The following is a 14676-nucleotide window of genomic DNA, read 5'->3' as shown; positions in this document are numbered from 1 at the left end:
GCACAGCCAGGCACCCGAGCAGAACGGCACCCATTCATGGCCTCGGTCACGTCCCTCACCGCCTCCGTCCACCAGCGCCTCGCGGACGCCCTCTCGGCTGCCCTGCCGGAGGCCGGCGCCGCCGACCCGCTGCTGCGACGAAGCGACCGGGCCGACTACCAGGCCAACGGCATCCTGGCGCTCGCGAAGAAGGCCAAGGCGAACCCGCGCGAGCTGGCCGCCCAAGTCGTCGAGCGGATCACCCACGGCGAGCTGCTCGCCGACGTCGAGGTGTCGGGCCCCGGGTTCCTGAACGTCACGGTCACCGACAAGGCGATCACGGAGACGCTCGCGGCCCGTGCCGCCGACGGCGACCGGCTCGGCGTACCGCTGAACCCCGCCGCGGGCACGACCGTGATCGACTACGCGCAGCCGAACGTGGCGAAGGAGATGCACGTCGGTCACCTGCGCTCCGCCGTCATCGGCGACGCGCTGCGCCACATGCTGGACTTCACCGGCGAGAAGACGATCGGCCGCCACCACATCGGCGACTGGGGCACCCAGTTCGGCATGCTCATCCAGTACCTGATCGAGAACCCGGGCGAGCTGGCCCCGGCCGACGAGGTCGACGGCGAGCAGGCCATGTCGAACCTGAACCGGATCTACAAGGCTTCGCGCGCCGTCTTCGACTCGGACGAGGAGTTCAAGGAGCGGGCCCGCAAGCGGGTCGTCGCCCTGCAGTCCGGGGACAAGGAGACGCTCGACCTGTGGCAACGCTTCGTCGACGAGTCGAAGGTCTACTTCTACTCGGTCTTCGAGAAGCTGGACATGGAGGTCCGCGACGACGAGATCGTGGGCGAGTCCGCGTACAACGACCTGATGCCGGAGACCGCCCGTCTCCTGGAGGAGTCGGGGGTCGCCGTCCGCTCCGAGGGCGCGCTCGTCGTGTTCTTCGACGAGATCCGCGGCAAGGACGACCAGCCGGTCCCGCTGATCGTGCAGAAGGCGGACGGCGGCTTCGGTTACGCGGCGTCGGACCTCTCCGCGATCCGTGACCGCGTCCTGGACCTGAACGCGTCGACGTTGCTGTACGTGGTGGACGTGCGGCAGTCGCTGCACTTCAAGATGGTCTTCGAGGCGGCCCGCCGGATGGGCTGGCTGAACGACGACGTCACCGCGCACAACATGGGCTACGGCACGGTGCTCGGCGCGGACGGCAAGCCGTTCAAGACGCGTGCGGGTGAGACGGTGCGCCTGGAGGACCTGCTCGACGAGGCGGTGCAGCGCGCGGCGGACGTCGTGCGGGAGAAGGCGCGGGACCTCACCGAGGAGGAGATCCAGGAGCGGGCCTTCCAGGTCGGCATCGGCGCCGTGAAGTACGCGGACCTGTCGACGTCGGCGAACCGTGACTACAAGTTCGACCTCGACCAGATGGTCTCCCTGAACGGCGACACGTCGGTCTACCTCCAGTACGCGTACGCGCGCATCAAGTCGATCCTGCGCAGGGCGGGCGACGACGCGCGGCCCACCGCGCACCCGGAGCTCGCGCTCGCCCCGGCGGAGCGGGCGCTCGGCCTGCACCTGGACGCGTTCGGCGAGCTGATCGCGGACGCGACGGCGGAGTACGCGCCGCACAAGCTGGCCGCGTACCTCTACCAGCTGGCGTCGCTGTACACGACGTTCTACGACCAGTGCCCGGTCCTGAAGGCCGACACCCCGGCCCAGGTCGAGAACCGCCTGTTCCTGTGCGACATCACGGCGCGGACGCTGCACAAGGGCATGGAGCTGCTCGGCATCAGGACGCCCGAGCGCCTCTGACGCCCGGGCGGTCCTGACGGGGCCGACGGTTCTTACGGGGCCGGGTCAGGCGTAGTAGTGGATGGTGCCGTTCAGCGCGGCGGTGCCACCACTGCCGCAGTACTGCTTGAACGTCGCGGCGAACGCCTTCAGTTCACCGGCCTCGTTCAGGGCGAGCTTGGTCACCTTGAACTCGCCCGACGTGGTGTTGCAGCCCCGGCCGTTGCCGTTGACGTCGAGCTCCGCGAGGCCGTCGTCGCCGAACCGGTTGGCCTGGTAGGTCTTGCCGACCTCCAGGGTCTGCCCCTTCGGCGCGCCGAGGTCGGCGGACCAGCCGTCGCGCTTCCCGGACGCCGTGTAGTGCACCCGGGATGCGTCGCCGTAGGCCCCGAAGGTGCTGGTGGAGCCGGTGTAGGAGACGGTGCGGCCGCCGCCGATGTAGTCGTCGGGGTCGCTCTGGAAGCGGTACGACAGCGGGTAGGCGCGGTACTTGACGGCGCCCTTGAGCGCGGGGGCCGTGGCGCTCTCGCAGTTCTGCGTGAACGAGGCGTCCAGGACGGTGACGTTGCCGTCGGCGTCCGTCTCGATCTGGTTGACCGCGAACTGCCCGTACACCTCGTTGCAGCCCCGGCTGCCGCCGCTGACGTCGAGGCCGGGCGAGCGGCCGGTGCGGAACGCGGCGCGCTCGGCGCCGCGGTAGACGCCGGGGCGCAGCTTCTCGCCCCGGGGCGCCGCGATGTCGATGCTCCACCCCGCGTCGGGCAGCCGCACCGTCAGGGATTCCGCGGTGCCGCTGATCCGCAACGGGCTCTGCGGGTCCTTGTACGTGCCCGACTCGCCCTGGCCGATGTAGTCGCCCGCCGCGCTCGTGTACGCGTACGAGCTGACGGCGACCGGGTCGCCCGCCGCGGCCCGCGCGGGCGCGGCGACGGCGAGCAGCCCGCCGGTCAGCGCGACGCCGACGAGGGCGTGTCCGAGTCTCTTGGCGGACAGAGCTGTGATGCGCATGGCAATCCCCTCGGTGTGAAGCATCCGCACTCCCCGGGCGGATGAATGCTCAACAGAGGTCACCCTAGGCGCGGGCACCGACAACTGCCTCCGCGATCACGCGAGTTCGCTCAGTTTTCACCGGAGGCGACCTCAAGCGCCCGTCCGAGTCGCCGCAGCCCCTCCGCGATCTCGTCGGGCGTCTGCGTCACGAAGCACATGCGCAGGGTCGTCCGGTCGGGCTCGCCCGCGAAGAAGGGGGCGCCGGGGACGTAGGCGACGTCGTGCGTGATGACGGTCCGCAGCAGTTCCGTCGTGTCGTGGCCGTCGGGGAGCTTCGCCCACACGAACATGCCGCCTTCGGGCCGGAGCCAGGAGGAGCCCTCCGGGAGCGCGTCCGCGAGGCCCGCGAGCATCGCGTCGCGCCGCTCGCGGTAGACGCCCGCGACGTGTGCGACGTGCGCGTCCAGGTCCCGGTCGGCCAAGTACCGTGCCGCGGCGAGCTGGTTGACGGTGGGTGTGTGCAGGTCCGCGGCCTGCTTGGCGACGGCACAGGCGCGCAGCAGTCCGGCGGGGGCGCGCAGCCAGCCGAGCCGCAGGCCGGGCGCCATGACCTTGGAGAAGCTGGACAGGAGCACGGTCCGGTCCCCGGCGCCGGAGTACGTGGCGATCCACGGCGCGCGCTCCCCCTCGAAGCGCAGTTCGCCGTACGGGTCGTCCTCGACGATCCACAGTCCGAGCCGTTCGGCGACGCGGGCGATCGCCGCGCGCCGGTCGGCGGGCAGGGTGCGTCCTGTCGGGTTCTGGAAGGTGGGGACGGTGTACAGGAGCTTGGGGCGGTGCAGGGCGACGAGGTCTTCGAGGGCGGTGGGGTCGATGCCGGACGCGTCGCAGGGCACGGGCACCACGCGGGCGCCCGCGAACGCGAAGGCCTGGAGGGCCGCGAGGTAGCAGGGGTTCTCGACGAGGACGGTGTCGCCGGGCTCGACGAGCGCGGTCGCGAGGAGGGAGAGGGCCTGCTGCGAGCCGGTGGTGACGAGCACGTCGTCGGCGTCGGTGGGCAGTCCGCGGGCGGTCGTGCGGGCGGCTATGGCGGTACGGAGGGCGGGCTCGCCCTCGGTCGTCGCGTACTGGAGCGCCCGCTCGGGCATCTCTTCGAGGACCGCGCGGAACGCGGCCGCGATGCCCTCGCCGTCGAAGAGGCCGGGGGCGGGCAGGCCGCCCGCGAAGTTGATGACCTCGGGCCGCGCGGTGACCGCGAGGATGTCCCGTACCGGCGAGCCTCCGACGGCCGCGGCGCGCGCGGCGAGCGGCGGCAGGGGGGCTGCGGTACGGGCGGGCTCGGTGACGGTCACGGCGACGGCTCCTTCGGCGCTGGCGGCTGTGCCCGCACCCTAAGCACGCGGGTGCGGGCCACACACGCCGTTCCGGGATGCGGACGTGGCCGTACCAGGTCAGCTGTCCTGCTTGAACCACCCCGTGTAACCGGGCGGCCAACCGTAGGTGGGGCGGCCCTTCTTGCCGCTGGTGCGGAACGGCTTGCTCTGGTCGTCGATGCGCAGGGAGTTGTGCCGCTTGCCGCTGGACCACTCGAGCTCCAGGTACCACCGCACGTCGTGCAGATCGGTGTCGGCCACGATGAAGAAGACCTCGGGGTCCTTCTCGCTGACCTTGTACGGGAAGTCGCGCTGGCCCGACTGGGGTTTGAGGTGCGGCGACGCGTCGTCGAGGTCGACGGAGAAGGACTTGGGGTAGACGCCGCCGCCGCAGCCGGTCGCCATCTGGAAGTTGTTCCAGGCCAGCGGCTCGCTGGTGCTCTGCACGCGGACGTTCATGTCCTGGAGGACGACGGTCTCCTCGCCCGTGCCCTGCACCGTGACCTCGATGAGCTGCCGGCCCGCCGCGACGGCGCCGAGGTCGCCGACCCAGCCTGCCGCGTCCTGCACGGCGGGCTGCTCCGGCACCTCGGAGGCCTTGCGGTTCACGAGGAAGTCCTGGAGGCAGGGGTCGTCCATGGCGTACGGCCTGGTGCGCACCGTCACCGGCACGTCGAAGGCGCTGCCGCTGTCGCCGCCCGCGGAGGCCGGGCCCTTGCCGGGGCCCCGGGAGGTCCTGGAGCCGGACCCGTCGCTCTTGGAGGGCGACGCGGAGGCGCCGCCCTTCTTCTTGCCGTCGTCCTTCTTCTTGCCGTCGTCGCTCTTGCCCTCGCCCTCGTCCTCGCTCTCGCCGGTGGGGGCGCCGTCGGGGGTTTCGCCGGGGCGGGGCGAGGCCGCCGCGCCCGTGTCCCGCTTCTTGCCGTGGTCGCCGTCGCCGTTCATGGCGAGGGCGACGGAGCTGATGCCGACGACGGCGGCGACGGCCGCGGCGAGGATGAGGGGGCGCCGCCTGCGCATCGGGGAGCGCTGCGGGCGGTCGGTGACCAACTCGGTCTCGGGGCCGGGGGTTTCCTGTTCCCCGTGCCGCTGTTCCGGTGCGGGGCGTGGGGTCGCGACCGGTCGGGCCGGTGGTTCCGGTTCCGTCTTCTTGCCCCGCGAAGCGTCCGCGAGGATCCACCGCCGGTGGACTTCGACGAGCTCCTCCGGGGACGCCTTGCAGAGGCGGGCGAACCGCTCCACAGGAGCGAACTCGGTTGGCACGGCATCCCCGTTGCAGTACCGGTGCAACGTCGACGTGCTCATGTGGAGCCGCTTGGCCAGCACTCCATAGCTGAGCCCCGACCGCTCCTTGAGCTCCCGCAGCAGCTCCGCGAGAGTCGCCATCTCCGCCCTCCACCATTCCATTTACGCGTCCCGAGCCATATCCGGCACACAGTAAGGACCAGCCGTACCCCTCGCCGGTTCCCGGATCGCCCCTGGTGTCCGCAGCGTCACGGTCACCGCCGTCGCCTCGGCGACACTCGCGGCGCGGCCGACGGACCAGCACAGCACGGTCCCGCTCCCGGGCTCCAACCGGCGCACCGCACGCGACTCGGTCGAGAGGGAGAGACGCAGGTCACATCCGTTCCTGTCACATTCCGACCGGGCCCGTCCGTCCTCACTGTGTACCACCGGGAATCACCGGCCAACGGCACAGGAGCACATCATGGAAGCCCGTTTGAACGTCTTCGCCAGCCCGTCCGCAGGCAAGGCCCTGAAGCACCTCACCGCGGTCGGCAAGGTCGTCTCGGACACGGGGCTGCCGGCCGCCACGCAGGAACTGGTCAAGATCCGCGCGAGCCAGATCAACGGCTGCGGCTTCTGCCTCGACATGCACACCAAGGAAGCCATCGCCGCCGGCGAGAACGGCACGCGCCTGCACCTGATCGCCGCGTGGCGCGAGGCGACGGTCTTCACCGACACCGAGCGCGCCGCCCTGGAGCTGACGGAGGAGGGCACCCGCATCGCCGACGCGGCGGGCGGCGTCCCGGACGAGGTCTGGGGCAACGCGGCCAAGCACTTCGACGAGGAGCAGCTGACCGGCCTGACGATGCTGATCGCCCTCATCAACAGCTACAACCGCCTGAACGTCATGGTCCAGCAGCCCGCGGGTGACTACCAGGCCGGCCAGTTCGGCTGATCCGCCCCGGCACGGGGAGCTCCGCCCGGCTCACGCACCTTTTGGTGAGTACCGCACAAAAAAGTCGGTACTTGTCCGCCTCATGGAGCCGAACGAGGATCGAAGACGTACCCGGAGGAACGGTCCGACGGGACGTCTCGAAGGAGCTCCCCCGTGCCCGACACCCCTGCGCACACCCCTGCGCCGCACACCCCTTCCCACCACCCCGTCTCCGTCCTGGGTCTGGGCCTGATGGGCACAGCCCTCGCCTCGGCCCTGATCAAGGCCGGGCATCCGACGACCGTATGGAACCGGACGGAGTCGAAGACGGGCCCGCTGGTGGCCCAGGGCGCCGTCCCCGCCGCCACCGCGCGGGACGCCGTCACCGCGGGCGGCCCGGTCATCGTCTGCCTCACGACCAACGACAACGTACGCACCCTCCTGGAACCCGAGGCCGACGCCCTCGCGGGCCGCACCGTCGTGAACCTCACGAACGGCACGCCGGGCCAGGCACGGGAGTTGGCCGACTGGGCGGCCGCGCACGGCATCACGTACATCGACGGCGGCATCATGGCCGTCCCGCAGATGATCGCGACGCCCGGCGCGTACATCCTCTACAGCGGCACCGACGAGGCGGCCTTCGAGACGCACCGCCCGACCCTGGCCGCACTGGCCGGCACGAAGTGGGTCGGCACCGACCCGGGCCTCGCCGCCCTGTACGACCTCTCGCTGCTCACCGGCATGTACGGCATGGTGATGGGCGTCGCACAGGCCAACGCGCTGATCCGCAGCGAGGGCATCCCGGCCGGTGAGTTCGCGCCGCTCCTTGCCGACTGGATCGTCGCGATGACGCGGGGCCTCGTGCCGGGCGCCGCCGAGGCGCTCGACGCGGACCGGCACCTCACCGACGTGTCCAACCTCGCCATGAACCGCGAGGCGTTCCCCAACTTCACCCGGGCGTACGCCGATCAGGGGCTGCGGGCGGACCTGTTCGAGCCGCTCCAGGCTCTCCTCGACCGCGCGGTGGAGCAGGGCCACGGCGCGGACGGCCTCTCCCGCCTGGCGCTGCTGCTCGAAAAGGCCTGACCGCGGGACGCCGGGACGCCGGGACCACGGGACGCCGGAGCTATGGGACCAGCACCACCTTCCCGGTCGTCTCCCGCCGCTCGATGGCGGCGTGCGCCTCGGCGGCCCGCTCCAGCGGGAACGTCTGGATGTCGGGCACCAACTCCCCCTTGGCGGCGGCATCCAGGGCCTGCCGCTGGTACGCCGGGGCGTCGGCGGGGTTCTCGAGCAGGTGCAGCAGCGCGTTGGTGAAGGTGATGTCCCGCTTCGCGAGCACCTCGGGGCCGGGCTCGAAGGCGCTCTGCGACGACCAGCCGATGACGACGTACCGTCCCCCGTCGGCGATCAGCTCGAAGGCGGCGGCGCCCTTCTCCCCGCTCACCCCGTCGAGTACGGCGGTGACGCGCCGCCCGCCGCCGAGCCGCTCGGCGACCTCGCGCTCCCAGCCGGGCCGGTTGTAGTCGACGGCGATGTCGGCGCCGAGCTCCAGCACGGCGTCGACCTTGGCGGACCCGCCCGCGGCCCCGACCACCGTCGCCCCGATGGAGCGCGCGTACTGGACGACGAGCCGCCCCACACCCCCGGCCGCGGAGGTCACCAACACCACATCATCGGAACGGAGTTGAGCGACACCGAGCAGCCCCATGGTCGTGGCCCCGGTCATCACCATGGTCACCGCGGCCTCGAACCCGAGCCCGTCGGGGACGATGTGCGCCTGCTCGACATCGGCGACCGCCAGTTCGGCGTACCCGCCGGGGGTCGCGCGCGGGACCACGACGGAACGCCCGAGCCACTCGGTGTCGACGCCGGGCCCCACGGCCTCCACCGTGCCCGCGACCTCACCGCCGAAGACGGCGGGCAGGTCGGGCAGGGGTGGCGCCATGTCGGACGCCTCGCCGCGGCGCATGACGGTCTCGACGAAGTGAACTCCCGCCGCCTTCACGGCGATCCGCACCTGCCCGGGCCCCGCGACGGGGTCGGGCAGGGTCTCGTTGCGGAAGTTCTCGGCGGGACCGAACTCGTGCAGGACGACAGCGCGCATGGTGTGCTCCTCGGAACGTGGAAACGAACGTCGATGCACACCACTCTCCGACCTCAACCGAACTTGAAGTCAAGAGCCCCCGCGACCCGCCTCAGAGCTGCCGCGCGACCTCGGTGGCCCAGTACGTGAGGATCATGTTCGCGCCCGCGCGCTTGATCCCCGTCAGGGACTCCATGATCGCCCGGTCCCTGTCGATCCAGCCCCGCTCGGCGGCGGCCTGGATCATCGCGTACTCGCCACTGATCTGGTACGCCGCCACCGGCACGTCGACCGCGTCGGAGATCCGGGCGAGGATGTCGAGGTAGGGGCCCGCGGGCTTCACCATCACCATGTCGGCGCCCTCTTCGAGGTCGAGCGCCAGCTCCCGCAGGGACTCCCGGGTGTTGGCCGGGTCCTGCTGGTAGGTCTTGCGGTCCCCCTTCAGGGACGACCCGACGGCCTCCCTGAACGGGCCGTAGAAGGCCGAGGAGTACTTCGCGGTGTACGCGAGGACGGACACGTCCTCGTGGCCGACCTGGTCCAACGCGTCGCGGATGACGCCGATCTGACCGTCCATCATGCCGCTCGGGCCCACCACGTGGGCGCCCGCGTCGGCCTGCACCTGCGCCATCTCGGCGTACCGCTCCAGGGTCGCGTCGTTGTCGACCCGCCCCTGGCCGTCCAGGACACCGCAGTGACCGTGGTCGGTGGTCTCGTCGAGGCACAGGTCCGACATGACGATGAGATCGTCGCCGACCTCGTCGCGCACGTCGCGGAGCGCGAGCTGCAGAATCCCGTCCGGGTCGGTGCCCGCGGTGCCCACGGCGTCCTTCTTCGACTCCTCGGGTACGCCGAACAGCATGATCCCGGCTACCCCGGCCTCCATCGCCTCGACGGCGGCCTTCTTCAGGCTGTCGCGAGTGTGCTGGAAGACGCCGGGCATGGCCCCGATCTCCACGGGGTCACTGATCCCCTCGCGCACGAACGCGGGCAGGATCAGATCGGCCGGATGCAGCCGCGTCTCGGCGACCATGCGCCGCATGGCGGGCGTGGTCCGCAGCCGCCGCGGCCGCGCCCCGGGAAACGATCCGTACTTGGTCACTGTCTCTCTCACCTCACGAAAGGTTCTGGTCCCGACTGAAGGTTCTCAGCCGGGACCAGGGAAGTTCAGCCCGTCCGGCGTTTGAGGACGAACTCGGCGAAGCCGGTGATCAACGGTGCCGGACCGCTCAGGGTGCCGTACGCCTCCGACGCGAACCCGGCCGACGCTCACTGGGCCGCGTAACAGGGTCACCCGCCTCAAGAGCCGCCGCACGGCGCCCCGCACCGAACTCCGCCAGCGCCTCGGCGAGCTTGTGCACGGACGGCTCCGGAGCCATCACGTCCACCCGCAGCCCGTGCTCCTCCGCGGTCTTCGCGGTGGCGGGACCGATGCACGCGATCACGGTGACGTTGTGCGGCTTGCCGGCGATGCCGACAAGGTTGCGCACCGTGGACGACGACGTGAAGAGCACCGCGTCGAAGCCACCGCCCTTGATCGCCTCGCGCGTGTCCGCCGGCGGCGGCGACGCCCGCACCGTCCGGTAGGCGGTGACGTCGTCGACCTCCCACCCGAGGTCGATGAGCCCGGCGACCAGCGTCTCCGTGGCGATGTCGGCCCGCGGCAGGAACACCCGGTCGATCGGGTCGAAGACCGGGTCGTACGGCGGCCAGTCCTCCAGGAGCCCCGCGGCCGACTGCTCACCGCTCGGCACCAGGTCCGGCTTCACGCCGAAGGCGATCAGCGCGGCGGCGGTCTGCTCACCGACGGCCGCGACCTTGATCCCGGCGAAGGCACGCGCGTCGAGCCCGTACTCCTCGAACTTCTCCCGCACCGCCTTGACGGCGTTGACGGAGGTGAAGGCGATCCACTCGTACCGCCCGGTGACCAGACCCTTGACCGCGCGCTCCATCTGCTGGGGCGTGCGCGGCGGCTCGACCGCGATGGTCGGGACCTCGTGGGGCACCGCGCCGTAGGACCGCAGCTGGTCGGAGAGCGACGCCGCCTGCTCCTTCGTACGCGGCACGAGGACGCGCCACCCGAAGAGCGGCTTCGACTCGAACCACGACAGCTGGTCGCGCTGGGCGGGGGCCGAACACTCGCCGACCACGGCTATGACGGGCCTGCCGCCGTCCGGCGAAGGCAGCACCTTCGCCTGCTTGAGCACCTGCGCGATGGTGCCGAGCGTCGCGGTCCAGGTGCGCTGGCGCGTCGTCGTACCGGCGACGGTCACGGTCATCGGGGTGTCCGGCTTGCGGCCCGCGGCGACCAGTTCACCGGCGGCCGCGGCCACCGAGTCCAGGGCCGTCGAGACGACGACGGTCCCGTCGGACGCGCCGACCTCGCTCCAGCAGCGGTCGGAGGCGGTACGGGCGTCGACGAAGCGGACGTCCGTACCCTGCGCGTCCCGCAGCGGCACACCCGCGTAAGCGGGCACGCCGACGGCGGCCGCGATGCCGGGGACGACCTCGAAGGGGATGCCGGCGGCGGCGCAGGCGAGCATCTCCTCGGCCGCGTACGTGTCGAGGCCCGGGTCGCCGCTCACCGCACGCACGACCCGCCTGCCGCCCTTCGCGGCCTCCATGACAAGATTGGCGGCAGCTCGGAACGGCGTCGCGTCGACGGTCATTGACGTGTCGTCAGCTGCCGGCTGGGGTGTGTCCACACCTCCCCTGGCATGCACGCGGACGACGTCGAGCACATCGGGCTCGGCGATCAGCACATCCGCTCGGGCCAGCGCCTCGACGGCGCGGAGGGTCAGCAGTCCCGGATCTCCGGGTCCGGCACCGAGGAAGGTGACGTGCCCGTGTGCGGGAATGCCGGGAAGGTTCGAGGTGGGGCTCAAAGTGCTCGCTCCCCCATCAGACCGGCCGCGCCCTTGGCGAGCATCTCGGCCGCGAGTTCGCGGCCCAGCGCCATGGCTTGGGTCTCCGTCTCGGGCACGGGACCGGTGGTGGACAGCTGCACCAGCGACGAGCCGTCGGTCGTACCGACGACGCCGCGCAGGCGCATCTCCTTGACAATCTGCCCGTCGGCCAAGAGGTCGGCCAACGCGCCCACGGGCGCGCTGCAGCCGGCTTCCAGGGCGGCGAGCAGGGATCGCTCGGCGGTCACGGCGGCCCGGGTGTACGGGTCGTCGAGCTCGGCGAGCGCGGCGGCGAGTGACGCGTTGTGCGCGGCACACTCGACCGCCAGTGCCCCCTGGCCGGGGGCGGGCAGAACAGTGTCGACCGACAGGAGCTCGGTCACCTCGCCGGCCCTGCCGACGCGGTTGAGTCCGGCGGCGGCGAGGACGACGGCGTCGAGCTCGCCCTTGTGCACGTATCCGATGCGGGTGTCGACGTTCCCGCGGATCGGCACGGTCCGGATGGACATGCCGTGGTTGCGCGCGTAGGCGTTCAGCTGCGCCATGCGGCGCGGCGAACCCGTGCCCACGCGGGCGCCGTCGGGCAGCTCCGCGAAGGTCAGGCCGTCGCGCGCCACCAGCGCGTCGCGCGGGTCCTCACGGACCGGCACGGCGGCGAGGGTGAGCTCGGCGGGCTGCGCGGTGGGCAGGTCCTTGAGCGAGTGGACGGCGAAGTCGACCTCGCCACTGGCCAGCGCCTCGCGCAGCGCGGCGACGAAGACGCCGGTGCCACCGATCTGCGCGAGGTGCTCGCGCGAGGTGTCGCCGTACGTCGTGATCTCCACGAGCTCGACGGGACGCCCCGTCAGCTTCTGGACCGCCTCGGCCACGTGGCCGGACTGGGTCATGGCCAGCTTGCTGCGCCTGGTCCCGAGTCGATAGGCCCTCTCGGTCATGCCCGGCCTCTATTCGGGTCGTCGTTCTCGTTGTTCATGTGGTCAGCCCTGCTGACCGCCGCGACCGTCTGCGGGTCGAGGTCGAAGAGCGTGCGCAGCGCGTCCGCGTACCCGGCGCCGCCGGGCTCGCTCGCCAGCTGCTTGACCCGCACCGTGGGTGCGTGCAGCAGCTTGTCGACGACGCGGCGGACGGTCTGCGTGATCTCCGCGCGTTGCTTGTCCTCCAGGCCCGGCAGCCGTCCTTCGAGCCGGGTCATCTCGCCGGCCACCACGTCGGCGGCCATGGTGCGCAGGGCGACCACGGTCGGCGTGATGTGCGCGGCGCGCTGGGCGGCGCCGAAGGCGGCGACCTCGTCGGAGACGATGCCGCGCACCTTCTCCACGTCGTCGGCCATCGGGGCGTCCGCGGACGCCTCGGCGAGCGACTCGATGTCGACGAGGCGGACCCCGTCGATGCGGTGCACGGCCGCGTCGATGTCGCGCGGCATGGCGAGGTCGAGGAGGGCGAGTGACGTCGTACGCCCTTGGGGGGCGCCGCCGTCCCGCGCGGCGACCGGCGCCGGGCCGTCGCCCCGCGCCTTCTCCAGCCACGCGGCGTGCTGTTCGAAGCCAGTGGCGTCGCCTCCGGCGGTACCGGCGGCCGGGTCGGCGGAGGGCGCGGGAGTGTCGCGCACGGCCGGTGCGGGGGTCGCTCCGCCCACCGCGGTGGCGACGGCCTCGGCGGTGAGCACGAGTCCGGTCGCGCCGGTGCAGGAGACGACCACGTCTGCACGTGTCAGTTCATCGGCCACGTCGGCCATGGGGACGGCGCGTGCCAGGGCCTCGGTGCCGGAGTCCGCGAGGATCTCCGCGAGGCGCCGGGCCCGCTCCTGCGTGCGGTTGGCGATGACGAGCTCGCGGACGCCCGCGCGCGCGAGCGTCGCCGCGGCCAGCGAGGACATCGAGCCCGCACCGATCACCAGGGCGCGCTTGCCCTCGGCCCAGTTCTCCACGGACCCGCCCTCGGCGAGCTGCTCGAGGCCGAACGTCACGAGCGACTGCCCTGCCCGGTCGATGCCGGTCTCGGAGTGCGCGCGCTTGCCGACCCGCAGGGCCTGCTGGAAGAGGTCGTTGAGGAGCTTGCCCGCGGTGTGCAGCTCCTGCGAGCGCGCCAGGGCGTCCTTTATCTGGCCGAGGATCTGGCCTTCGCCGACGACCATCGAGTCGAGTCCGCACGCCACCGAGAACAGGTGGTGGACGGCACGGTCCTCGTAGTGGACGTACAGATAAGGAGTGAGCTCCTCAAGGCCGACGCCGCTGTGCTGCGCGAGCAGCGTGGACAGCTCGGCGACGCCCGCGTGGAACTTGTCCACGTCGGCGTAGAGCTCGATGCGGTTGCAGGTGGCGAGCACGGCCGCCTCGGCGGCGGGCTCGGCGGCCAGGGTGTCCTGCAGAAGCTTGGCCTGCGCGTCGACGGAGAGCGCGGCGCGCTCCAGGACGCTCACCGGGGCGCTGCGGTGACTCAGCCCCACGACCAGGAGACTCATGCCGGCATCACGGCGGGGACGTCCCCGTCGGGTCCCTTGCGCTGCTGCTTGGCGGAGACGGGCGGGACGGGGCCCTCGTGGGCGGCGTCCTCACCGGCCTTGCGCTGCTCGTGGAAGGCGAGGATCTGCAGCTCGATGGAGAGGTCGACCTTGCGCACGTCGACGCCGTCCGGCACGGAGAGGACCGTCGGCGCGAAGTTCAGGATGGAGGTCACACCGGCGGCGACGAGCCGCTCGCAGACCTGCTGGGCCGCGCCTGCGGGGGTCGAGATCACGCCGATCGAGACGCCGTTGTCGCTGATGATCTTTTCGAGCTCGTCGGTGTGCTGCACCGGCATGCCCGCGACAGGAGTGCCCGCCATCGCGGGGTCGGCGTCGATGAGCGCGGCGACACGGAACCCGCGCGAGGCGAACCCGCCGTAGTTGGCGAGCGCGGCGCCGAGGTTACCGATGCCGACGATGACAACCGGCCAGTCCTGGGTGAGACCGAGTTCACGGGAGATCTGGTAGACGAGATACTCGACGTCGTAGCCGACGCCGCGCGTCCCGTAGGAACCCAGGTACGAGAAGTCCTTGCGCAGCTTCGCGGAGTTGACTCCCGCGGCGGCCGCGAGCTCCTCGGAGGAGACCGTGGGCACCGAGCGCTCCGACAGTGCGGTGAGGGCTCGGAGGTACAGCGGAAGCCTGGCGACGGTGGCCTCGGGAATTCCTCGGCTGCGGGTCGCCGGTCGGTGAGTTCGGCCAGTTGCCACGGTGCTCCTGCGGGTAGAGCGGGGCTGCAGGCGGTCACTCGTCCCCAGACCGCCCCGTCGAATGCAGGCTATGTCTTTGTGAACGCGTGCACAAAGATGGTGTCCGATTTGCCCGGCCAACGTGACCGGGGTCACGCACTCCCGGCGCACGATCGTGGAACCGGCGCGCGGGCG

The 14676-nt window shown here is 71.6% G+C and carries 12 protein-coding genes; 3 read left to right on the top strand and 9 right to left on the bottom strand.

Annotated elements, in window-relative coordinates:
* Window positions 1-36 precede the first annotated feature (36 nt).
* The gene (argS, locus tag NOO62_RS22985) at window positions 37-1797 is read left to right on the top strand and encodes an arginine--tRNA ligase (protein WP_268772779.1); all 1761 of its coding nucleotides are present in this window, start codon (window positions 37-39) and stop codon (window positions 1795-1797) included.
* A 45-nt stretch (window positions 1798-1842) separates the two neighbouring features.
* On the opposite strand, the gene NOO62_RS22980 is transcribed toward argS, so the two are convergent.
* The 3 genes from NOO62_RS22980 to NOO62_RS22970 form a co-directional block, all read right to left on the bottom strand.
* Window positions 1843-2784 (bottom strand): hypothetical protein, encoded by a 942-nt coding sequence (locus NOO62_RS22980; protein WP_268772777.1) that lies wholly within the window; start codon window positions 2782-2784, stop codon window positions 1843-1845.
* 110 nt (window positions 2785-2894) lie between these two features.
* Window positions 2895-4118, bottom strand: a complete 1224-nt coding sequence (locus NOO62_RS22975) for a PLP-dependent aminotransferase family protein (protein WP_268772776.1) — start codon at window positions 4116-4118, stop codon at window positions 2895-2897.
* A gap of 99 nt (window positions 4119-4217) precedes the next feature.
* Window positions 4218-5522 carry a helix-turn-helix domain-containing protein gene (locus tag NOO62_RS22970; protein WP_268772775.1) on the bottom strand — a complete coding sequence of 435 codons (1305 nt, stop codon included), beginning with the start codon at window positions 5520-5522 and terminating at the stop codon, window positions 4218-4220.
* A 322-nt stretch (window positions 5523-5844) separates the two neighbouring features.
* Here NOO62_RS22970 and NOO62_RS22965 point away from each other — a divergent pair, with 322 nt between their 5' ends.
* Both NOO62_RS22965 and NOO62_RS22960 read left to right on the top strand, forming a co-directional pair.
* Window positions 5845-6318: a carboxymuconolactone decarboxylase family protein gene (locus tag NOO62_RS22965; RefSeq protein WP_268772774.1), complete on the top strand. Its 474-nt coding sequence runs from the start codon at window positions 5845-5847 to the stop codon at window positions 6316-6318.
* 153 nt (window positions 6319-6471) lie between these two features.
* The gene (locus tag NOO62_RS22960; protein WP_268772773.1) at window positions 6472-7383 is read left to right on the top strand and encodes an NAD(P)-dependent oxidoreductase; all 912 of its coding nucleotides are present in this window, start codon (window positions 6472-6474) and stop codon (window positions 7381-7383) included.
* A 40-nt stretch (window positions 7384-7423) separates the two neighbouring features.
* On the opposite strand, the gene NOO62_RS22955 is transcribed toward NOO62_RS22960, so the two are convergent.
* The 6 genes from NOO62_RS22955 to NOO62_RS22930 all read right to left on the bottom strand — a co-directional run bounded on the left by NOO62_RS22955 (window position 7424) and on the right by NOO62_RS22930 (window position 14502).
* On the bottom strand, window positions 7424-8404 hold the full coding sequence (locus NOO62_RS22955) for a zinc-binding dehydrogenase (RefSeq protein ID WP_268772772.1): 981 nt from the start codon (window positions 8402-8404) through the stop codon (window positions 7424-7426).
* A gap of 91 nt (window positions 8405-8495) precedes the next feature.
* The gene (gene hemB / locus NOO62_RS22950; protein ID WP_268772771.1) at window positions 8496-9485 is read right to left on the bottom strand and encodes a porphobilinogen synthase; all 990 of its coding nucleotides are present in this window, start codon (window positions 9483-9485) and stop codon (window positions 8496-8498) included.
* Between the two features lie 127 nt (window positions 9486-9612).
* Window positions 9613-11268 carry a uroporphyrinogen-III synthase gene (locus tag NOO62_RS22945; RefSeq protein ID WP_268772770.1) on the bottom strand — a complete coding sequence of 552 codons (1656 nt, stop codon included), beginning with the start codon at window positions 11266-11268 and terminating at the stop codon, window positions 9613-9615.
* Window positions 11265-12224 carry a hydroxymethylbilane synthase gene (gene hemC, locus NOO62_RS22940; RefSeq protein ID WP_268772769.1) on the bottom strand — a complete coding sequence of 320 codons (960 nt, stop codon included), beginning with the start codon at window positions 12222-12224 and terminating at the stop codon, window positions 11265-11267. The genes NOO62_RS22945 and hemC overlap by 4 nt, the downstream gene beginning before the upstream one ends.
* Entirely contained in the window at window positions 12221-13750 is a 1530-nt protein-coding gene (locus NOO62_RS22935; RefSeq protein WP_268772768.1) for a glutamyl-tRNA reductase, read from the bottom strand. The genes hemC and NOO62_RS22935 overlap by 4 nt, the downstream gene beginning before the upstream one ends.
* Complete coding sequence (locus NOO62_RS22930) at window positions 13747-14502, bottom strand: redox-sensing transcriptional repressor Rex (protein ID WP_268772767.1); 756 nt, start codon at window positions 14500-14502, stop codon at window positions 13747-13749. Before NOO62_RS22930 ends, NOO62_RS22935 begins: the two co-directional genes overlap by 4 nt.
* Window positions 14503-14676: the final 174 nt, after the last annotated feature.

It is taken from the genome of Streptomyces sp. Je 1-369, assembly GCF_026810505.1.
GTDB lineage: Bacteria > Actinomycetota > Actinomycetes > Streptomycetales > Streptomycetaceae > Streptomyces.
This window is presented reverse-complemented; position numbering and strand designations above follow the sequence as displayed.

Bases quoted from the DNA above. Each gene is read 5' to 3' on its own strand.
- NOO62_RS22970 (WP_268772775.1), bottom strand. From the start codon at position 5,522: ATGGCGACTCTCGCGGAGCTGCTGCGGGAGCTCAAGGAGCGGTCGGGG.
- argS (WP_268772779.1), top strand. From the start codon at position 37: ATGGCCTCGGTCACGTCCCTCACCGCCTCCGTCCACCAGCGCCTCGCG.
- NOO62_RS22965 (WP_268772774.1), top strand. From the start codon at position 5,845: ATGGAAGCCCGTTTGAACGTCTTCGCCAGCCCGTCCGCAGGCAAGGCC.
- NOO62_RS22980 (WP_268772777.1), bottom strand. From the start codon at position 2,784: ATGCGCATCACAGCTCTGTCCGCCAAGAGACTCGGACACGCCCTCGTC.
- NOO62_RS22935 (WP_268772768.1), bottom strand. From the start codon at position 13,750: ATGAGTCTCCTGGTCGTGGGGCTGAGTCACCGCAGCGCCCCGGTGAGC.
- NOO62_RS22955 (WP_268772772.1), bottom strand. From the start codon at position 8,404: ATGCGCGCTGTCGTCCTGCACGAGTTCGGTCCCGCCGAGAACTTCCGC.
- hemC (WP_268772769.1), bottom strand. From the start codon at position 12,224: ATGACCGAGAGGGCCTATCGACTCGGGACCAGGCGCAGCAAGCTGGCC.